Annotated in this window: 26 protein-coding genes; 21 read left to right on the top strand and 5 right to left on the bottom strand. The window is 33.6% G+C overall.

Features of this window, described 5'->3' with window-relative positions; translation table 11 throughout:
- The coding region (locus PBV87_RS12650; protein WP_271012521.1) for an S-layer homology domain-containing protein at positions 1 to 648 on the top strand (648 nt) is incomplete at its 5' end.
- A 55-nt stretch (positions 649 to 703) separates the two neighbouring features.
- The gene (locus PBV87_RS12655; RefSeq protein WP_271012522.1) at positions 704 to 2794 is read left to right on the top strand and encodes a glutaminase domain-containing protein; all 2091 of its coding nucleotides are present in this window, start codon (positions 704 to 706) and stop codon (positions 2792 to 2794) included.
- Positions 2795 to 2844: 50 nt separating this feature from the next.
- On the opposite strand, the gene PBV87_RS12660 is transcribed toward PBV87_RS12655, so the two are convergent.
- On the bottom strand, positions 2845 to 3813 hold the full coding sequence (locus PBV87_RS12660) for a DUF1861 family protein (protein WP_271012523.1): 969 nt from the start codon (positions 3811 to 3813) through the stop codon (positions 2845 to 2847).
- 191 nt (positions 3814 to 4004) lie between these two features.
- Here PBV87_RS12660 and PBV87_RS12665 point away from each other — a divergent pair, with 191 nt between their 5' ends.
- Both PBV87_RS12665 and PBV87_RS12670 read left to right on the top strand, forming a co-directional pair.
- The gene (locus tag PBV87_RS12665; protein WP_271012524.1) at positions 4005 to 5231 is read left to right on the top strand and encodes a response regulator transcription factor; all 1227 of its coding nucleotides are present in this window, start codon (positions 4005 to 4007) and stop codon (positions 5229 to 5231) included.
- A 3-nt stretch (positions 5232 to 5234) separates the two neighbouring features.
- A complete protein-coding gene (locus tag PBV87_RS12670) occupies positions 5235 to 6986 on the top strand; it encodes a sensor histidine kinase (protein WP_271012525.1) in 1752 nt (583 codons plus the stop codon).
- A gap of 76 nt (positions 6987 to 7062) precedes the next feature.
- Here PBV87_RS12670 and PBV87_RS12675 read toward each other — a convergent pair whose 3' ends face one another.
- From PBV87_RS12675 to PBV87_RS12690, 4 genes are all read right to left on the bottom strand, one after another.
- Positions 7063 to 7650, bottom strand: coding sequence for a dipicolinate synthase subunit B (locus tag PBV87_RS12675; RefSeq protein ID WP_271012526.1), 588 nt, complete (start codon positions 7648 to 7650; stop codon positions 7063 to 7065).
- A gap of 129 nt (positions 7651 to 7779) precedes the next feature.
- Positions 7780 to 9240 carry a recombinase family protein gene (locus tag PBV87_RS12680; protein WP_271012527.1) on the bottom strand — a complete coding sequence of 487 codons (1461 nt, stop codon included), beginning with the start codon at positions 9238 to 9240 and terminating at the stop codon, positions 7780 to 7782.
- The gene (locus PBV87_RS12685) at positions 9203 to 9727 is read right to left on the bottom strand and encodes a hypothetical protein (RefSeq protein ID WP_198524880.1); all 525 of its coding nucleotides are present in this window, start codon (positions 9725 to 9727) and stop codon (positions 9203 to 9205) included. The genes PBV87_RS12680 and PBV87_RS12685 overlap by 38 nt, the downstream gene beginning before the upstream one ends.
- Before the next feature lie 17 nt (positions 9728 to 9744).
- Positions 9745 to 10215: a helix-turn-helix domain-containing protein gene (locus PBV87_RS12690; RefSeq protein WP_271012528.1), complete on the bottom strand. Its 471-nt coding sequence runs from the start codon at positions 10213 to 10215 to the stop codon at positions 9745 to 9747.
- Between the two features lie 158 nt (positions 10216 to 10373).
- On the opposite strand from PBV87_RS12690, the gene PBV87_RS12695 reads away from it, so the two are divergent.
- The 17 genes from PBV87_RS12695 (at position 10374) to PBV87_RS12775 (ending at position 20299) form a co-directional block, all read left to right on the top strand.
- The gene (locus tag PBV87_RS12695; protein ID WP_271012529.1) at positions 10374 to 10586 is read left to right on the top strand and encodes a helix-turn-helix domain-containing protein; all 213 of its coding nucleotides are present in this window, start codon (positions 10374 to 10376) and stop codon (positions 10584 to 10586) included.
- 29 nt (positions 10587 to 10615) lie between these two features.
- Positions 10616 to 11344 carry an ORF6N domain-containing protein gene (locus tag PBV87_RS12700; RefSeq protein WP_271012530.1) on the top strand — a complete coding sequence of 243 codons (729 nt, stop codon included), beginning with the start codon at positions 10616 to 10618 and terminating at the stop codon, positions 11342 to 11344.
- A gap of 74 nt (positions 11345 to 11418) precedes the next feature.
- Positions 11419 to 11583 (top strand): hypothetical protein, encoded by a 165-nt coding sequence (locus PBV87_RS12705; protein WP_154668800.1) that lies wholly within the window; start codon positions 11419 to 11421, stop codon positions 11581 to 11583.
- 334 nt (positions 11584 to 11917) lie between these two features.
- The gene (locus tag PBV87_RS12710; RefSeq protein ID WP_271012531.1) at positions 11918 to 12298 is read left to right on the top strand and encodes a hypothetical protein; all 381 of its coding nucleotides are present in this window, start codon (positions 11918 to 11920) and stop codon (positions 12296 to 12298) included.
- Between the two features lie 45 nt (positions 12299 to 12343).
- The gene (locus tag PBV87_RS12715) at positions 12344 to 14239 is read left to right on the top strand and encodes an AAA family ATPase (RefSeq protein ID WP_271012532.1); all 1896 of its coding nucleotides are present in this window, start codon (positions 12344 to 12346) and stop codon (positions 14237 to 14239) included.
- A gap of 6 nt (positions 14240 to 14245) precedes the next feature.
- The gene (locus PBV87_RS12720) at positions 14246 to 14419 is read left to right on the top strand and encodes a hypothetical protein (RefSeq protein WP_271012533.1); all 174 of its coding nucleotides are present in this window, start codon (positions 14246 to 14248) and stop codon (positions 14417 to 14419) included.
- Complete coding sequence (locus PBV87_RS12725; RefSeq protein WP_053983777.1) at positions 14397 to 14624, top strand: hypothetical protein; 228 nt, start codon at positions 14397 to 14399, stop codon at positions 14622 to 14624. Before PBV87_RS12720 ends, PBV87_RS12725 begins: the two co-directional genes overlap by 23 nt.
- Before the next feature lie 23 nt (positions 14625 to 14647).
- Positions 14648 to 15505 carry a recombinase RecT gene (locus PBV87_RS12730; protein ID WP_271012534.1) on the top strand — a complete coding sequence of 286 codons (858 nt, stop codon included), beginning with the start codon at positions 14648 to 14650 and terminating at the stop codon, positions 15503 to 15505.
- A 13-nt stretch (positions 15506 to 15518) separates the two neighbouring features.
- Positions 15519 to 15800: a hypothetical protein gene (locus PBV87_RS12735; RefSeq protein ID WP_271012535.1), complete on the top strand. Its 282-nt coding sequence runs from the start codon at positions 15519 to 15521 to the stop codon at positions 15798 to 15800.
- Positions 15790 to 16476 carry an MBL fold metallo-hydrolase gene (locus PBV87_RS12740; RefSeq protein ID WP_053983774.1) on the top strand — a complete coding sequence of 229 codons (687 nt, stop codon included), beginning with the start codon at positions 15790 to 15792 and terminating at the stop codon, positions 16474 to 16476. Before PBV87_RS12735 ends, PBV87_RS12740 begins: the two co-directional genes overlap by 11 nt.
- A 15-nt stretch (positions 16477 to 16491) precedes the next feature.
- Positions 16492 to 17379, top strand: a complete 888-nt coding sequence (locus PBV87_RS12745) for a Lin1244/Lin1753 domain-containing protein (RefSeq protein ID WP_271012536.1) — start codon at positions 16492 to 16494, stop codon at positions 17377 to 17379.
- Positions 17354 to 18148 (top strand): ATP-binding protein, encoded by a 795-nt coding sequence (locus PBV87_RS12750; protein WP_271012537.1) that lies wholly within the window; start codon positions 17354 to 17356, stop codon positions 18146 to 18148. The genes PBV87_RS12745 and PBV87_RS12750 overlap by 26 nt, the downstream gene beginning before the upstream one ends.
- 4 nt (positions 18149 to 18152) lie before the next feature.
- The gene (locus PBV87_RS12755) at positions 18153 to 18353 is read left to right on the top strand and encodes a hypothetical protein (protein WP_271012538.1); all 201 of its coding nucleotides are present in this window, start codon (positions 18153 to 18155) and stop codon (positions 18351 to 18353) included.
- Complete coding sequence (locus PBV87_RS12760; RefSeq protein ID WP_271012539.1) at positions 18316 to 18819, top strand: hypothetical protein; 504 nt, start codon at positions 18316 to 18318, stop codon at positions 18817 to 18819. Before PBV87_RS12755 ends, PBV87_RS12760 begins: the two co-directional genes overlap by 38 nt.
- Positions 18812 to 19309, top strand: coding sequence for a Holliday junction resolvase RecU (locus PBV87_RS12765; RefSeq protein WP_271012540.1), 498 nt, complete (start codon positions 18812 to 18814; stop codon positions 19307 to 19309). The genes PBV87_RS12760 and PBV87_RS12765 overlap by 8 nt, the downstream gene beginning before the upstream one ends.
- A gap of 25 nt (positions 19310 to 19334) precedes the next feature.
- A complete protein-coding gene (locus PBV87_RS12770; protein ID WP_271012541.1) occupies positions 19335 to 19868 on the top strand; it encodes a hypothetical protein in 534 nt (177 codons plus the stop codon).
- Positions 19869 to 19927: 59 nt separating this feature from the next.
- Entirely contained in the window at positions 19928 to 20299 is a 372-nt protein-coding gene (locus PBV87_RS12775; protein WP_271012542.1) for a hypothetical protein, read from the top strand.
- The last annotated feature ends 14 nt before the right edge of the window (positions 20300 to 20313 follow it).

Genomic DNA, 20313 nt, shown 5'->3' on the forward strand with positions numbered 1-20313 from the left:
GATCCAGGTCCAACACCAAATCCGAATCCAAGCCCTAATCCAGAAGGGGCGGAAGGCACCCATTCAGTTGATAAAGAAAAAGTTGAACAAGAAAAAGTCATATATGAAGACTTAGAAGGCTTTGATTGGGCCTTAGAAGCTATTGATTACTTATCTAAAAAGGGTATTATGATAAAGCAAGGAAGCACATATTTTAGACCAAAAGAGCATGTAACACGTGGTCAATTTATTGAAGCACTGATGGATGCAGTAGATCTATCGGAACAAACAGTAGAATATTTTAGTGACGTAGATCCTGAAGCATCTTATTTTGAAGCAGTTCATAAAGCAAGAAGTTATGGCATTGTAAAAGGAATTGGCAACAATAAATTTGAACCAGATCAATTTTTAACTAGAGAAGAAGCTATGGTATTGATTGATCGTATATTACAAAGCACTCAAACTATCCTATTCACAAAAGAACTGAATAGGGATATGTATAAGGATATAGATACTATAGCACCGTATGCACTAGAGAGTATTAAACACTTAATAGAAATAGGAATCATAAAAGGTGATGGCGTATGGATCTATCCGAAGCAAAATGTAACGCGAGCTGAAAGTGCTGTAATGCTCTATAGAATGGCTCATTTAGTAGAAAGTAAATAAGTTTTAAAATAATGAAGAAAAGGTAGGTCTTTAAGGCTTACCTTTTCTTGAATCAATGAAAAGAACCGGAGGCAGAAGTATGATATTAAATCAACAAGTACCAAGTTTACCTATTATTGTACACCATCCTTATTTATCGTTATGGCTTCCAGCTAAAGAACTTTATGGAGCATGCATTGAGCATTGGTGCGGGTTAAAACGTTCGATAAATGGTCATATTTTAATAGATGGTAAAGTCTATCGTTTTATGGGAGTAGAGGGTGGTAAAGACGTTATTGAACAAGTAGGCATAGATTTAACACCTACAAGTACTTCATTTTATTTTGAAAATGAACAAATCTCTTTAGAAGTTAAGTTTACAAGTCCTCTTTTACTAGATGATTTAGAATTACTTTCAAGACCTTGTACTTACGTATGCTTTAAGGTTACAAGCAAAGACGACCAAGTACATGATATTCAGATTGTGATAGATATGAATCAATCACATGTGCAAAATGGGGAAAGTCTTAAACCAGTTATTGGTGAGACACTGACCTATGAGACTTATCAATTAGGTTTTCTTGGTCAAGTACAACAAAATTTATTAGCACATAGTGGAGATGGTGTAGGTATAGACTGGGGATATTTATACATGGTTTTACCTAATCAAGAAGACGTAAAAGGAAAGATAGATAGTACTCAGCATCTTAATGAAGTAAGAAGCAAAATACTAAATTGTGAAGCCAAAGAGGATCAAGGAGCAGGAATTGTATTACATATAGATTTAGGGAAAGTACGTGAGGAAAAAGAAGTATATAGTCTCATTACTTATGATGAAATGTTAGCCATTATGTATTTTAACCGTGCTTTGCCACCTTATTGGGCAAGAGATGGTAAAACAATTATTGATGTCATTGCAAAAGCCCTAGATGAAAAAGAGGAGGTTTTAAGTAGATGCAAAACTTTTGATAAACAGCTAGAGGATGAGACAGATAAGCTATTAGGTGAATCCTATAGAGTGATTTGTACATTGGCCTATAGACAAACTATAGCGGCACATCAGCTTATAGAAGATGAGAAGGGAGAAGTCATTTTTTTATCGAAAGAGTGTTGTTCAAATGGATGTATTGGGACAGTGGATGTAAGCTATCCTTCAAGTCCACTCTTTTTGCTCTATAATACTGAATTATTGAAGGGGATGCTACGTCCTATTTTTAGATTTGAGGCACTTCCAATATGGCCTTTTAAGTATGCACCTCATGATGTAGGACGCTACCCCTATGCAACAGGTCAAGTATATGGACTGAGTGAAGAAGGAAAATATATTCAAGGTAAAGAGAGAATCATTGAAGGTGGCATTGGTATTTATCCAAACTATACACATTATCCGAAGGAAAAAATGATTTATGATGAACATTATCAGATGCCCATAGAGGAATGTGGTAATATGCTGATTCTATGTGCAGCAATTTGTAAGTGTGAAGGACATACTGAATTTGTAAAACCTTATATCGAAGTTTTGGAAAAATGGGCAAATTATTTAGTAAGCTATGGTATCGATCCTGGAGAACAACTCTGTACAGATGATTTTGCAGGCCATCTTGCACATAATGTAAATTTATCACTAAAAGCAATTATAGGTGTTGCAAGTTTTGGAGTGTTGTTAGATGAGGCAGGAGAAAAGAAAAAGGCCAATCAGTATAAAGTAGTTGCCAAGCAGATGAGTAAAGAATGGACGGATAGAGCTAGAGGAAAGAAACATACGCCATTAAGCTTTACAGAGCCAGAAAGTTGGAGCCTAAAATATAACTTAGTATGGGATGAACTATTAGAACTTAATCTTTTTGATGAGAAAGTGAAAGAACAAGAGGTAGAGTGGTATATGAGTAAGATGGGTCCCTACGGTGTACCATTAGATAGTCGCGTAACGTATACCAAATCGGACTGGTCTGTGTGGTGTGCGGCATTGACGACAGATAGGAGTAAGGCTCAAAAAATGGTTGATGCGGTAGCACGCTTTTTGGATGAAACACCAGATAAAGTACCTTTTACAGATTGGTATGAAACAGTAACTGGAGTGCACCACTTATTTAGAAATCGTACGGTACAAGGGGGGCTATTTTTGCCGCTCCTGAGAAAATACATAAGTAAAAAAACATATGAGTAGATAGATTAATTAAAAACAGGGGGATTCTTATATCAGAATCTCCCTGTTTTTTAATTAATTATTTTACCGAAACCTTCAAAAGGATAATCAATGACTACACGTCCTTCGAGACAATCACCAAGTCCACTATAGAGATCTACTTTTCCATCTTTACGCAGGACAATTCCAGAAGAAAAAGCTACATCTTCAAGGGTATCTAATTTGGCAGGACCTTCTGGATAGCAATCACGTGTGGCAATAATACGTGAATCGAGTAGATGATGCATAGAAGGATCAAAGACAAATGAACTATTCATATAAACAAGATGTTCTATGCCATTTTGATCTATTGATTTATAACATTTATGGGCAATAACGCCAATGAGTCCTGTATCTAAAAGGTAACATTGATTACAGCCACCCCATTCATTTTGTCCAAATAAGCCATTTATAGGTTTTGCTTGCTGGATAACATCAGGGGAAAGCTCATCTAAAGTATTAATCAGTGTAAAGCCTATAATAGATTCACTGCCGTAGGTTTGCTGAATATGCTGGCTTCGTGGTCTAGAAAAAACGCCAATACGGCCATCTAAAAGTTCTACAATACGAATATCTTTCATATTGTCTGGGCCTGTAGTGAAATAGTATAAATCATCTAATTGAGTACCTCTATAGAAATGTCCGTAATAGGCATCTTGTTTGCCACAAGTATAGCGAACATGGGTCCCACCTAGAATAATTTGAGTATGTATAAAAGAGATATAAGGATCCTCTAGTGCATAAATCATTGAATCAGGAACAAGTTGCCATGTATCAGGGGCAATTTGCTCAAAGAGTCTGACCCAAGACCTTGCCCATTCATGGCGACGTTCTACACGACCAAATAGATAAGTTTTATTATTGTAAGTAAAAGGAATAGAACAATTATAAACGTCATAGCCTTCAACCCCTTTAAAGGTGAGGAGATGAGATTCATAAATTTTTTTCGATACTTGAAATGCTTCACGAAGCATCTTGGCAGATTGTACAGGTGCGCTCATAAAATACCTCCATAGATTAATGATATAAGTTTATTATCCTATGGAGTGAAATTGGAAAATAGGTGAATATCCTGTTAAAAGGGTTATCAAAATGTGAAGATTACAAAATACAAGAAAAAACAACTAAAAAATTTTAAATATAAATGTAAATTTGATATAATTTATATTATAAGTACAAAGGGGGAAGATGAATGATTAAAGTACTTGTAGTAGATGATGAATATCATGTAGGGATGGGGATTCAACAAACTATAGCATGGAAGGACTATGATATAGAGATTGTTGATATTGCCTATGATGGAGAAGAAGGCTTGGAAATGGCTATAGAATATAAACCCGATATCATTATTACAGATATTCGTATGCCCATAATGGATGGCCTGCAGATGATTGAGCATATTCGAGAGCAAGCTATACAGACTAAATTTATTGTACTGAGTGGTTATGACGAATTTGAATATGCAAAGACAGCTTTAAATAGAGGGGTAAGTTCTTACTTGCTTAAGCCAGTTGAAAATAAGGAATTGATCATACAAGTAACTCAATTGGCTGAGCAGATTAAACAAGAAAAAGAGCAACATAAAAGAGCTCAATATATGAATGAAGAACGTCCATACTACCAAGAAATTTTTTTAAAGGAAGTGTTAAATAATAAAATAAGAGATATAAAAAAGATAGATGAAAGTATAAATGCATTAAATATTAAGTTTGATTTTACTAAGTATCGGGTTGTTGCTGTAAGATTTAAGGGAGAAGGTCTAAATATCTTTTCCATAGAAGAGATAGAGCAAGCCTTTAAAGTGATAGGCAACAAGTGCGAGTATGTGGGACCAGATTTTATTGTTTTAGAAAAAGGTATGAATGAATGGGGAATTTTAATAGAAGACCAAGGTAAGGAAGAAAGAAATATTCTAAAAGTAATTCAAAACCAACTTATGGATATGTTAAGAGCTAAGAAAGAAATATGCATACAAAATTTATGGGTAAGTATTTCAAGTGTACAAAATAAATGCTATCAGATGTATGAAGCTTATCAAGAGGCAATTAAATTATGTGATGTTTCGAGAACAGTAGGAGAAAATCGTAGAGAAATTCATCTAGCGTTAGACTATATGAGAGAACATATTCATGAAAGTATTACAATAGAAGATATAGCAAGTGCCTTATATATGAGTGCATCTCACCTTATGCATTTATTTAAACAAGAGCTTGGGAAAACAATGATAGAATGTTTAGTAGATATGAGAATAGAGGTAGCTAAACAATTATTAGTTAATCCCAAATATAAAGTATATGAAGTGGCAAATCAAGTAGGCTATACAGATGTAAAGTATTTTGGGAAAATATTCAAACTACATGTTGGCATGACACCTAAATCCTATGCTAAAAGATCGTATCTCCTAAAAGACGAGGACTAGTACATGAAGGGAATAAAAAATCTGTCAATAAGCAAGCGAATCTCTCTTTATCTAATCATAGGCATTCTCGTTTATATTTTGATAAATAGTATAGTTGTTTATATTTTTAGTAAGCAAATTATAGATGATTATACTTCTGGTTATATAGAAAGTAGGCAAGAGCAGGTTAATTCAGCGGTAAGCCAATTGATTGAAGATATCATCATTAATGTGGTAAGGCTTACAACCTATGATCCATTATATGGTATACTAGCAGATAAACACATAGACTATTTAAAGAAGGAAGAAGAAATTAAAGTTTGTATTGAAAGTTTAAATTTAGATACTAATAAAATTGCACAGATAGAAATTGTTGATAGAGAACAAAATACATATACCTATAGTTGGGTTGAGGCAAAAATAGACTCCCTACCTTCAACTTTTTTACAACAAGTGCAAGGAAGTAAATTAGGTGTGTGGAGTGAGGTTGTAAAAGATTCTTCTGGACAAGCTTATTTAGGATATGGTGTACCTTTGTATAATTATTATACGATGCAAAAAGGTGGACATGTCATTGTATGGATTAAAGAAGAAGCTATTCGCAAGACCTATAGAAGCAAATTTGAAGATATGGGTTCGATCTTTATTGTAAATGAAAATGATATTATTCTTTCACATGAAAATGAAGCCTTGATTGGACATGCTGCTCTATTTATTGGAGCAGATAGTGACAAAAAAGAGTTTTCTTATGCGATGAGTGGCAAAGGGAAAGAAAAGGTTATTTTATCTAAGATAGAAAATAAAACATTAAGTCGTAATTTGGGCTTACATATGTATGTGGTGACTTCTCTTAACTATGAACAAATTTTTAGTATTATTAAGCAAGTAAACAAAGGTTTAGCTATCTTAAGTATAGTCATTGCATTAGGAATTATTATAGGTATTTTCTTTATGTGCAATAAATTAAGTGCACGTTTACATGTTTTGGCTAAAAAGATTAAAGTTTTAGGTGAAGGCAATATGGATGATGTCATTTATGATACGACTCAAAATGAAGTGAACATTTTAGAAGAAAACTTTAATAAGATGGTAGAGGAAATCCGCTTATTAATTGAAAAAAATAATTATGAAAAAGAACAGCAAAGAAAAATGGAACTTGTAGCTTTGCAGGCTCAGATTAATCCTCATTTTCTTTATAATACGTTAGATACGATTAGTTGGATGGCAAAAATACAAAAACAACCAGAAATTGAAGAAATGGTTATACAATTAGCCAAGTTTTTTAGGTTAAGTCTAAATAGTGGCAAGAAGTATGTGACCATTGAACAAGAAATTAATATTGTAAAGAGTTTTGTGACCATTGAACAAGTGCGTGCGCCCAAACGTTTTACCATGCATTATGAAATTGAAGAAGGTGTAGAGACATATAGGATTGTCAAATTAATTTTACAACCTATAGTAGAAAATGCAATTAAACATGGCATGAATCGTAGAAGAAAAGATGGAAATATCTATCTTAAAATTAAAAGGATAGAGAATAAAATTTTCTTCTTTATAGAAGATGATGGGGTTGGATTTGATATAAATGCTAAACGTCCACCAGATGATAAAGGAGGACTGAAGCCAAGTGGTTATGGTATCAAGAATGTAAGGGAAAGGCTAGAACTTGAGTATGGTTCATCAGCTGGAATAGATATTGAAAGTAAACCTGGTATGGGAACAAGAGTAAGTGTATATGTAGGTATTGAGGAGCTATGTTTTTCAATCAATAAGTAGCCATTTCTATGAGATAGACAAGATAATTATAGAAAAGCCCTCACCGCTTTTATAAAAAAGTGATGAGGGTTTATTTTTAGTATTTAACAATTACAGGTTGAATTTGTTTGCCTTCTAATGCAAGTTGAATGGTGTCAGGTACAAGTGATAAATCAGCAACAAGTGAGTAAGGTTTAGCAATGTAGTTATCTTGGCCGAAAGGTACAAAATAAATATTTTGATTTGGCATTAAATGTCCAATGTTTTCAAGGTTGAGTCCTAAGCCATCGTTAGTAGAAATAGCAAGAATGATAGGCTTGCCATTACGCATAAGAGATTTTGCAGCTAAAACAACAGGTGTATCAACAATTGCATGGTCAATTTTAGAAAGTGTATTACCTGTGCAAGGTGCAATGAGAAGTGCATCAATCATACTTTTTGGTCCTAAAGGTTCTGCATCATGAATAGAATGAATGATTGGTTTTCCAGTAATCGTTTCAACTTGATCTATAAAGTCAGTGGCACTTCCAAAACGTGTAGAAATAGAGTACGCATTGAAAGACATAATTGGATAGACATCAACACCTAAGTCAACTAAATTTTGAAGCATAACCATTGCTTTCTTAAACGTACAAAAGGAGCCGCAAAGTGCAACACCTAATTTTAAATTTTTCAAATCTGTCATATTTGTTCCCCCTGTTCGCGCATGATGAGAGTAAGACCTTGATAGAGGATTGCTGCTGCTGTCATAGGGGCAACTTTTCCAGGTAACCTTGGAGTATTAAAGGTACATAAACAAAAAGAGTGCTTATGATTAGCACTCTACGTACATATTTATCTTTAGTAGATCATTGTTTCTATCTACATCTATACTATTTATAAAGCTCTTTAAAAATGTATTTTTTTCAGTATTACTTTTTGAATCATCATTTAATATTTGGATGGCATGTTCTAATTTAGAAGTTATAATTTTTGACACATCCTCAGAACTAATTTCTTTAGAAAGTTTATCTAATAGATCTCTTTCTTCTTTTTCAATATCTGATTTATTATTTGCATATTCTTCTAAAGTATCAATTTCAGCTAAATAAGCCTTTTTAGCAATTTCATATTTTCTTCTAACCTTTTCTAACTGTTTTTGAAGAAGAATTTTATTGGATGTTTCTTTATTTGTTTTTACAACTACTGAATCTATGTTACCTAGTCCTTGACTAAGTTCATTAAATTTAAGAGATAATGCTTTTAAAACTTCTTTTTCATAAAAATGTAATGGTCCCATATTACTGGTAGTGCATACGCCTTTATTATATCCGTTACATCTATAAAATGGGTACTTATGATAACCTTTATTATACACTAATACCTTTTTACAGTTGGAGCATCTTAAAAGACCGCTTAGCCAGTGCTTAATTTCTTTATTTGGAGTATAATGTCCAGGCGCTTTTTTTAACGAATTAATCTTTTGCTGAACACTTTCATATAGTTCATCGCTAATAATACGTTGATGCTCACCGTCGGTTATTATCCATTTTTCTTTTGGATTTTTCCTACGCCCACCTTTATGAGTAGAGTAGTTCCAACGAACTTTACCACAATAAATTGGATTTTCTAGCATATATTTTATTCCACTAACAGTAAATGATTGACCTTTTCTATTTGTAATTCCATTTAGAAGTAAAAACCTGCAAATTTCCCCGTATCCAAGTTCACCACTATTAAATTTTGAGAATATCATTTTTACAATTTCAGCTTCATCATCTACTAAAACATATTTATCTCCATCACGCCTATATCCATATGGTGCTTCTGACTGGGGTAACCCTCTACGTGCTTTTTCAGTCATTCCTTTCATAACCTCATCACTTAAGTTAAGAGAGTAGTATTCTGCCATAGCTTCAAGCATAGCCTCTAGAATAACACTGAATTTATCATCTTCCATTTGTTCTGTTATAGATATAACTTTTATGTCGCATTCTTTACGAAGAAGACTTTTATATACTACAGAGTCTTCCCTAGAACGTGCAAAACGATCGAATTTATGAACTAAAATAGTATCAAATGGTTTAGGCTTTTTCTTCGCTGTAGCAATCATAGTTTGGAAGGCAGGTCTTTTCTTAGCACTTGTGCCACTAATACCTTCATCAACAAAAATATATTGTTCATCTACTAATATATTATTCTTTTTAGCGTATTCAAGTAATGCTCTTTTTTGAGCATCAGGAGAGAACTCTAGCTGATCATCTGTACTTACTCGAATATAAAGAGCTGCTGTCATTTAAACCATCTCCTTTTGATGAACCTATAACTGACAAAGGTTCAAAATGTAATGTGTATTCTTTACATCTATAATATGGACCATATTTTTGCTTATAGTAAGCAATTGCTTCACAGAAGTACTTTTCTGTTACACACAGGTACTCACATACATCTTGTAAATTTAAGCAGTGATTAAGTAATGCTTGCACAATGTTATCAAGCGGAATTAAATCTTCAAAAGAACACTTTCGTGCAAAACATTCTTGTTTTAGATTATTAATGTCACGAGTATCAATTATATTTCCAACAGTTGTTTTGCTATGCCAGACTTCCTCACTTAAAGTACATCTTTTTTCGGGTACTGTACTTAATAGTCTTGTATTTAAGGCTAATGTATCACCAACACATAATGCATCAGAATCTGATTCCAAAGCCATTTCAAATACTTCAAGTCCTTCTTTAGAACTTTTGTGCAATAAAATTTCGTATTCATTCAAGCAAATCACCTTTAAAAATTATAAGATTATCTTTTTTTCTTAAGTAAAATGTTTTCTATATCTCTATTTATTTTCTCTAATTGTTCATCATTAATATTATCATTATGTGCCGCTATTGGCATTAAATAGTCAGTTTCTTCAGTGGTAGCAGTTAATTCAATTACATTACTATATTTTGTATTATGTGTTAAGTCCTCAGCATGTTCTATGAGTTTATCTTTACCGAGTTCGTTTAGCTGGCTGTAGTAAGAGAGTAGAATACTTTCTTGTTTAGAAATAACCGGCTGAGGTTCTTCCTCATCAATACCCATTATGAATAGTGGGGAAACTTTTAATGCCTTTGATAACAGCGCTATTTTATCCCTTTTCATATCAGCTATATTTCCAGTTTCCCATTTCCTTACTGTGCTTTTACCAACTCCAACTATATTTCCTACATCTTCTAATGTAAGCCCCAATTCTAAACGTCTAGCTTTTATTTTTTCATATAGTTCCAAGACCAGCACCTCCTTAGTTGTATTATAATTATTGTGTGTCATTTATGCAACTATATTAGACAAAAAATCGAAAAAAGTGTCTTTTAAGACTTGACATTCTATTTTGAGCGATGTAACATGAAAGTGTCTTAAATGACACGAAAGTGAGGTGAGAAATTATGGACAGCAATGAATTAAGGGCACAAATGGTTAGAAAAGGTTTTAAAGTAGAACGTTTAGCTGAAAAAATGGGGATAAGTAGAAGTGCACTTTACAGAAAAATACATGGTTCTAGCGAGTTTAATAGGGAAGAGATCTTTAAGATTTCAAATTTGTTAGAATTACAGCCTGAAGATGTATATAACATTTTTTTTAAAAAACAAGTGTCCTAAAAGATACATTATGGAAAGGAGCATAATATATGCCAAGGAATGCATTATGTAAGAAAGAAGAACTAAATATGCCAGTGCTATTCAAAGGAGAAGTAGTTATTACAACGGAAATGTTGGCAAGTGTCTATGAAACAGATACTAATAATATTCAAGCAAACTTTGCAAGAAACAAAGATAAGTTTGAAGAGGGTAAACATTACATATTATTGCAAGGTGCGGAATTAAAAGAGTTTAAGAGCCAACCTACTAATAGTCAGGTGGTTAAAAAGAATACTTCACAACTTTATCTTTGGACAGAACGAGGGGCAAGTCGCCATTGCAAAATCTTAGATACAGACAAAGCATGGGAACAGTTCGATTACCTAGAAGAAACATACTTCAAAGTTAAAGAGCAAGGACTAGACATCCACAAAACCCTAGCCGAATTCAGAGGACAAATCATAGGCTTAGTAGACGAGCAAATAGGAAACGCAATTAAGCAAGTAGAAAGGAAATGCTCTGAATACTACAAGCCATCTTGTGCAGATAAATCAAGTATCAGCCATTACATAAAGAAACGTTTAGGAATTGCCAAAGCTGATGAAGAATACGAACTGGTTAAAGAACGTGTACTTATTAGGTTAGGTGCTAGAAAGTGGGAGGATATAGACATAGAAACGCTTAGAAATTCTATGGATATTATTGATGAGAGTATAAGGATATTGAAGATGGAAAGACCTTATGAACAGACAAGTTTATTTGAGAAGAAAGGAGCATAGCATAATACAAATAAATTGTAAAAGTGCTAATAGGACAATTTTATACAAACATAGATATAAATAGAGGTGATTGTATGAAAGTAATTTATACAGTTAACGGAAAGGATTTAGATTCATATTCGAAAGAGGAACAGAAGATAATGCTTACAAAAATGCTTATTAATGCAGTACATAAGATAGGATACGAGTTTGTAAATCCAATTAAAGATATTGATGTTAAACAAGAAGTAGATGATTAACTTCATCTACAGCGATGAAATTGGACAAGCAATTAAAAATGAGGTGAGAGTTAATTGAAAAAGCTAATGGGTACCATTTCGGTATTATCATTTGTAATGCTTTTAAGCCTTGCAGGCGGATTAGAATGTGACTTACTTAATTTTACACAATATATAATCTCATCATTTATAACACTTGGTATCTTTGGCATTTCAATGTACATAGTTTCTAACTAAAAAGGAGGACTTATGAAAGATATTTTGATATTTTCATTTGGTTACTTGATAGGAATTACATCAATGGTAGGAGCATCATACATAGCTAGAAATGAGGAAAGGAAAAAGGAGCATAGCAATGACTAAGATAATGTCAAAAGAAGAAAAAGACCAATACATACTTGATATGATCAAGCAACTTAAGCAAGAGCAAACTGAGTTTAACACAGAGAAATGGGGGGACATGCACAATCATCATGAAATGTGGGGACTTGCATTAGAAGAACATGAAGAAGCATTTGAACAACTTGATTGGTTGCACATTCATAAATTAGAACTTTGGGAAATGATTAAGATGAATAAGCCTATAGCAGATATCAATCATCAACTTGAAATCATAGTTGAATATGTATTATTCGCAGTACAAGAACTTATTCATGAAGCAGCAGTTTACCAAAGAGCATTAGATACAATTAAAAATGCACCAGCCGCCGGCAAGCATACTGGTGCAGATAAATAAAAATTTATCAGTTAGATTATATACCAATTGGGAGGTATTTGTAAGATGAAACTTTTATTAAAAGTACTAGAGTTGAAGAATTTCAAGGGAATTAAAGAAAGAAGAATTTTTTTCGACACAACAGAAACTAGGATATATGGAGCAAATGGAACAGGGAAAACAACAATAGCAGATGCGTTTAGTTGGTTATTATATGACAAAGATAGCCAAGAGCGTAAGGACTTCGAGATTAAACCACTCACAGAACACAATGAGCCTATTCATTTTCTTAATACAGAAGTTGCAGCTGACTTTGTATTGAATGGCAAGACATTCACACTAGGAAAGTTATTTAGAGAAAAGTGGGTTAAGAAGCGTGGACAAGCAGAACAGGAGTTTAGTGGTCATGAGACTGTCTACTATATAGATGGGGTTCCTTGCAAAAAGAGTGAGTACCAAGAGTACGTTAATGAAATTATTAATGAAAAGACATTTAAGCTTTTAACCAATCCATTAGCATTTGAAGCAATGAAGTGGCAAGACAAAAGAAAGTTCCTATTTGAAGTATGTGGCAATATTGCTGATAACCAAATAGAGGGTTATGAAAAACTTCAAGAAACATTAGCAGGTAAAAGTGCAGATGAATACAAGAAGTCTTTAACAGCTACTAAGAAGAAGCTTAAGTCAGATATCGAGAACATTCCACCAAGAATTGATGAGCAAACTAGAAGTCTAGAGGAAGGGATTGAACCGTTAGAAGTTCTCCAGGCAAAAATAGATCAAAAAGAAGCATATAAAGCAGAGTTAGAAAAACAATTAGAAGCTACAGATGCACAGTTTGATGAGATACGTACAAAACAACGTCAAATACTAAGCTTAGAGCGCACAAGAGAAGAGATTAAAAGAGCGCATAATAAATCTACATATGAAGAATACAGCCAAAACAAGGACAGATTAGAAGCATTAAAACGTGATTTATCTAATCATACATATGAGCAGGATAGTATTGTTAAGAAAATTGAAGCGTTAAAAGAAGATGAAGTTATCCTTACTTCAAAAGTAGCAGACAGACGTAATGAATGGATGAAAATAGCAGAAGAAACTTTTGATGAGCATAAAGCTATTTGTCCTACTTGTGGCCAGGATCTACCTAGTGAAGAAGTTGAAAAGCTTAAAAGCAAATATATAGATGAAAAAGCTATAAGACAAGAACATGTGCTTAATGAAGCAAACATAATTAAAGCAGATTTATTAAATACACAGCATAACATGCAGAATTTAACTACTAGATTTGAAGAGATTGCATGCCAATTAGTAAGTATTCAATCAAACATTAATGAGGTTGAAAAGATACTTGAGCAGCCAATAGACTCTACACCATGTGATACATCTGAAATTGATGCTCAAATAGATATTCTCAAAAAAGAGGTACAGGCATTTGCCACTGTAGACAATGAAGCCATTAAGCAAGCCATCAAAATGGAAGAGATTAATATTCAAAATATCAAATTAAGAGTGGCTAAACATGATTCCAATACTAAAACGCTTGCAAGAATAAAAGAGCTTCAAGAGCAACTTAAGGATTTACAATGCAAGCTTGCAGATGCAGAACAAGTAGAAATTATGATAGAGGATTTTACAAAGGCTAAAGTAGAAATGCTAGAAGCTAATATCAATAGCAAGTTTAAAAACGTAAGCTTCAAGTTATTTGATCAACAAATAAATGGCGGACTTGTAGAGTGTTGCGAATCACTTATCAATGGAGTTCCTTTCAGTAATGCAAATAATGCAGCCCAAGTTCAAGCCGGTATAGAGATTATAAATGTTTTAAGTGAACACTATGGAATGAATGCTCCTATCTTCATTGATAATAGAGAATCTGTAACAGACATTCCAGTAACTCAAAGCCAAGTAATCGACCTTATTGTGAGTGCAGTTGATAAGGAGTTGAGGATTGAATAATGAAGCGTGATACATGTGGTAACTGGGATAAAGAAAATCATTTATGCAATGGTTCAAAAGCATGCGCTATGTGTAGCCATTATGGAAAAGAGAAAAAATGTGCAACTTGTAATGATTGTTGGACATGTAAATTCAAAAAGAAAAGCGAGGGAACTAAATGATGAAGGGTATTTGGATTAGAAGTCAAGATGGAACAACATTAACATTATGCAAGACAGTAAAGGCTTGGGAGAGTGGAAGAATAGTAAATAATTATGGAAAAGATTATGTGCATCTAGGGGATTACGGAACAAAGGAAAGAGCAAAAGAAGTTATGGCTATTATAGCAAACTTTATTCAAAACAAAACAAAAGATGATGAAGTATTTCAAATGCCATTAAATTAATTAAAACCAAGGAGGAACAGATAATGTCAGATAACCAAGTAGCAGTAAAACCACAAAAGGAAATTACAGATAGTGTATTAGCAAAGGTAAACAAGCTTCAAGAGAACAAGTCATTAGTATTACCGCAAAACTATGTAGCAGGAAATGCACTTCAAAGTGCTGCATTAATTTTAGCTGAAACAGTAGATAATGCGAAGAAACCAGTGCTTGAAAGTTGTACCAAAGAAAGTATTGCCAACTCTCTTTTAGACATGGTTAAGATGGGACTAGAGCCAAACAAAAAACAATGCTACTTTGTAGCATTCGGAGGAAAGCTTCAACTCATGACTTCATACTTCGGCAAGCTGGCTATTGCTAAAAGAGTTTCAGGTCTTGAAGAGGTAAAGGCGTTTGTAATTTATGAAGGTGATGAATTTGAAATGGAATTCAATATTGATGATCTCACCATGCAGCTTAAAACCTACAAACCAAATCCACTTAATGTTAATTTGTCAAAAATTACAGGTGCATTTGCTATTCCAATCTTTAAAGATGGTACAAGAGGTGACCTTGTATATATGAGTTACGACCAAATCCAGAAATCATGGAATCAAGGCTATGCAAAAGGGAAGTCAGGAGCACACACAAACTTTACGGATGAAATGTGTAAAAAAACTATTATCACAAGGGTTTGTAAAACACTTATTAACTCCAGTGATGATGGAAATCTAATTGATACATATCAAGGTGCAGATGAAGAATCTACACCTACACCACAAGCAGAACAAAAGGAAATGACTGCAAGTAAGGAATTTGTAGATGTACCATTTGTTGAAGATAAGCAAGAAGTACCAGCGCAAGTAACTGCACCAACTCAAGAAGAAATAGTATGTCCTATTTAAGGTGGTGTTCTAAATGCCTAGAAAAGTAAAGGTTATTAATGAAACATTTTCACTTGCTAGAGCAGGAGAAGTGACAGAACTATATAGTATTGATGAAGTAAGGCAGTTCCCTAATATACATCTTGCAGAGTTACATTTTTGCGAAGGATATGCCAATTCGAAAATAGTTAAAGTAATAGGTTTTATCAAAGAAGCTGGCTTTACAGAAGATGATCCTACATTCATTCATGTATATAGAGAAGATATTAAGTTCATAGAAGATGATGAATTTAGGAGGAATGAGGATGAGGCTTAAAGTATTAGCAAGTGGTTCGGCTGGTAATAGTTATATCTTAGAATCTGAAACGGAGGCCCTAGTGATTGAAGCTGGGGTACCGTTTAAAGAACTCATAAGGTATGTGGACTATAGGAAGATAGTCGGATGCTTAGTAAGTCACGAACATAAGGACCATGCAGGATATGTAGGGCAGTACATTATGAGAGGAATTAAGGTTTATTCGCCTTATACAGTTAACAGGAATGAAGAGGTTCTAAGGTTTGGTGGATTTAATTACATACCATTCAAGAATCACCATGATGTACCCTGTTATGGATTTAAAATTAATCATAAAGGCTTAGGTCAGTTAATTTTTGGAACAGATACAGGTTATATAGAATACACGTTTAAGGAAACTAATCATTGGCTTATAGAGTGTAACTATTCAAAAGAGATACTTGATGAACATGTAGATAATGGACTCAATCCAGTACTGGCAGACCGTATAGTTCGAGATCATATGAGCCTGGAGACTTGTAAAGACTTTCTCCAGGCAAATGACTTAAGTAAGACTAGGAATATTGTTTTATTGCATCTGAGTGATTCAAATAGTCATGCAGAGGAATTTAAAAGAGAAATACATGAGTTGACTAATAAATCAACTTACATAGCTGAAAAGGGGCTAGAAATTGATTTAAGCCTATGCCCCTTTTAGAAAGGGGTGAATGAATTGGCAAGGCCTAAAAAGGATGGGTTAGAATACTTTCCACTGGATGTTGCTGCTGGAAAAGATGATGAACTAGAACTTGTAGAAAGTGAACACGGACTTGTAGGATTTGCAATTTTTATAAAGTTACTTCAGTCAATCTACAAAAGTGGTTACTACTTAGAGTGGACTAAAAAGGAGCAATTAATCTTTAGTAAACGAGTTAATGCAGCAGAAACTATAGTTAATGCAGTAATAACCTCATGTTTAGAGTGGGGGTTATTTAATCAGCAAATGTATGACAAGTACAAAATCTTAACTTCTCATGGAATTCAACAGAGATTTATATTCGCAATAGGACGTAGAAGCGCAATGGAAATTTATGAAGAATACCTACTTTTAACCAAAAATGAAGTTTCTGCAACAAAAACTCTAGTTATTGTTACAAAAACCGAAGTTAATGCTAGCAGTAATCCCCAAAGTAAAGTAAAGAAAATAGAAAGTAAAAAGAAAGAAAAGGAAAGTAGTAGTGATGAGGATACAGCTGCTACTAACATTAAAAGAATTGCGACTATGCTAGAGAGTACTTTTGGACGTATGCCTAGTCAATATGAAATTGAAATGTTAACAAGCTATATAGAAGATGGTATGGAGATTGAGCTAATAGAAAAATCTTTAACAGAAACCATTGAGAATGGAGTAAGAAACCTCAAGTACACAAAAAGCATACTTGAAAGATGTACTAAAGAGAAAATACTTACCCTCAATCAATACATAGCTGACCAAGAGCTTAAGAAAGAACAAAAGAAGGTGAAAGGAAATGGGGCAAATAACACAGGACCAAATACAGAGGATAGCGAACCAGTTGAAGATGAATTCGCAAAATATGCTGAGCAGCACGGAATTCAATGAAGAAGCACAGACTGAGCCAGAAAGAACATGTGGATGCCCTTATGGTATATGTGATGGTTCAGGACATTACTTAGTTAATAAACCGGAGGGGTTATTTGCTAAAAAGTGTAAGTGCTATGAAGAGCAAGTTATCTATAACAAGCTTGATTTTGCACAGATACCCAAAGAGTTTCAAAACTTAGCAATAAAGGACTTCGATATTGATATTTATAAGCTAGAAGAGTCTAAAGTAAAGGCGAGTAGAGCAGTAAGTGTGTCCAAGAAGTATGTAGATAAATTTGAAAAGATGCAGGAACTTGGTAGAGGACTTTACTTTTACTCAAAAGAAGCTGGAAGTGGAAAGACAAGACTTGCAGTAAGTATTGGAAATTCACTTGTTAAGTACAAAAAGCAGCATGTTAGATTTATTACTACTGTTGATCTACTGGGTAAGATAAGAGATTCATGGAATGACAAAAGCGGTAGCAGTGAAGAAGCACTTGTTGAAGAGTTTGTAACCATACCTGTATTGATACTTGATGATATTGGTGTTGAGGGAAATAAGGATTGGATAAACAATATTTTCTACAGAATCATCAATAGAAGGCTTACGAATAAGAAAGTGACTCTTATAACATCTAACATACCAATGAATAAGCTAGGATTCGATTATAGACTTATAAATAGATTAGAAGATATGGTGATGCAAGTAGTGATGCCAGAGGAAAGTGTAAGAAGAACTAAGGCTAAAAGCAAAAATGAGGAAATGCTCAAAGAATTAATGGGGTGATTCTATGCAAGGAGATTGCTGGAGTGTACATGTTAATGAAGAGGTATACGAGATATTAAGGAAACTTGCGAGGGAACAGGATATAACCATGAGTCAACTGACCATTAAGTTAATCCTTGAAGAAAAAGCGTACAGAGAAATATATGGATACGAAAGGATGAAAATAGATGAACAAGAGAATGAAGAAGAAAACTTCAAATTGTAAAGCTTTAACCACCAAAGAACGTGTTAAAAATCAACAAGTAACATTACACCAATTGTTTATAGAAATTGATAATCTCGAAAAAGAAAATATAGAGCTCAATAAAGCAGTGGCTAATCTATCAGATATCATAATGGCAAAAGAAGAACTAATTACACAAAAGGACCAAAGTATAAAGGCTATGTGTATGAATTCAGCTGATAAGATTAGAGAGCTAGAAGAGTTAGTTGAATTCCATAAAAAAGATGCAACAACAGCTAATGCGTCATATGAAGCACAGATAAAAGAAACTGAAAGAATTTATCATATGTATGAAGTTGAAAGAGATCGTGCTAATGATTTACTTATGGATAAAAATCAGGCAGAGGACGTAGCAATATACTGGAAAAAGAAAACTGACCACTACAAAAATTTATATCATCAATGTATCAACAAGTCATGGTGGAAGAGGGTGCTTAATATTGGCTAATGTAGGTAAACAGTTTGAAGCAGACTTTAAGGATTCAATACCAAAAGACGTATATTGCTTAAGGCTAACAGATAGTGCGATAGGTTTTGATGTAGCAGCAAGTACACAGAGGTTTGCTCCTAAATCACCTTATGATTATGTATTGTATAAAAAACCTATGATGTATGCTTTAGAACTTAAAAGCATAGGTACAACAGCACTAAGTTTTGAAGGTAAAACACCAACAATAAAACCTCATCAACTTAAGAACTTAAGGAAGGCAGCACTTCATTGTGTAGCAGGATTTATCATTAACTTTAGAAAATCTAATAATACATATTTCTTATCAATTCAAGCCTTTGATGAGATTACTAATTACGGAATGTTTGGTAAGAAAAGCATAAGTGAATTAGATATTGTAAAAAGTGGGAAGGCAGTTATCATACCATCAAGAATTAAAAAAGTACGTAGTAGTTATGATCTAAGCGAATTATTTAAATTAGCAATTTAATACTAATATACCTGGAGGGTTAAAAATGGAAAACGAAAGACAACTTACAGAGTATGAACAAAAAGAAATTGAAGCAGCTAAACTTGCTAAGCAGGAACTTGAATTAAGCTTTTACTCACCTATGTTTGCAGGGATTGCAAAAGATATTGATAGAGCAGTTAAAAACTCTACAGCAAATGTTTATGATGAAGAATTTGAGGAAGCAACTATTGCAATTACAATCAAAATATCATGTGAGGAAAAAGAAGCTACCAAGACTATTGAAAGTGGAAATGGAAGCAATGCAAAGATAGCTGTTTATAAAGCACCACGTATTAAGCATAGGGTTACAGCTAAGCTGGTACAAAAAGATACAACAGATGGTGACGTTACATATACAACACATGAATTGGTGGAAGAAGGTGGTAAGCTTATTGCTAAACCTCTTCAACAAGCTCAAATTAGCATAGAAGAATTAGAAGTGGTTGATCAAAGTGAAGATAAAGAGAAACCAGAAAGTAGAGCACAAATGAACGTGGATGAAGTAATTAAAAATAATAAAGATGAACTAGAAGCATAGCAAAATTAGGAGGTTGAAAAACCTCCTTTAAAGCAACTAAGGAGGTTTTATAAATGCCAATGGTAAGAAGGCTTAATCAACTAGATTTTGAAACTGGAGAAGTTGTTGAAACATATGGAAGTATGAAAGAGGCTCTTGAGAAGTTTGGATTATTTAGAGTAGACGTTACAAACGCCATTGTAAAGAATAGCGGTAAGCTAAATAATAAACATCTTAGATTTGCATATGCAGATGGTCCTAATAGACCATTATGTAATTATAGGGTTGCTCAAATTGATTACGAAACAGGAGAGGTTATTGAGAAGTACGATGATGCAGAAACTGCAGCAGAAGATAACTTTATAAGCAGTAAAACAATAAGAAATGCAATAAGAAACCGTGATGGATACATAAAAAGTAAAGTGCTAAGATTCAAGTACGTTTTAGAGTAGTAGGTTAGTAGCCA

This window comes from Holtiella tumoricola (assembly GCF_027857615.1).
Taxonomy (GTDB): Bacteria; Bacillota; Clostridia; order Lachnospirales; family Cellulosilyticaceae; genus Holtiella; species Holtiella tumoricola.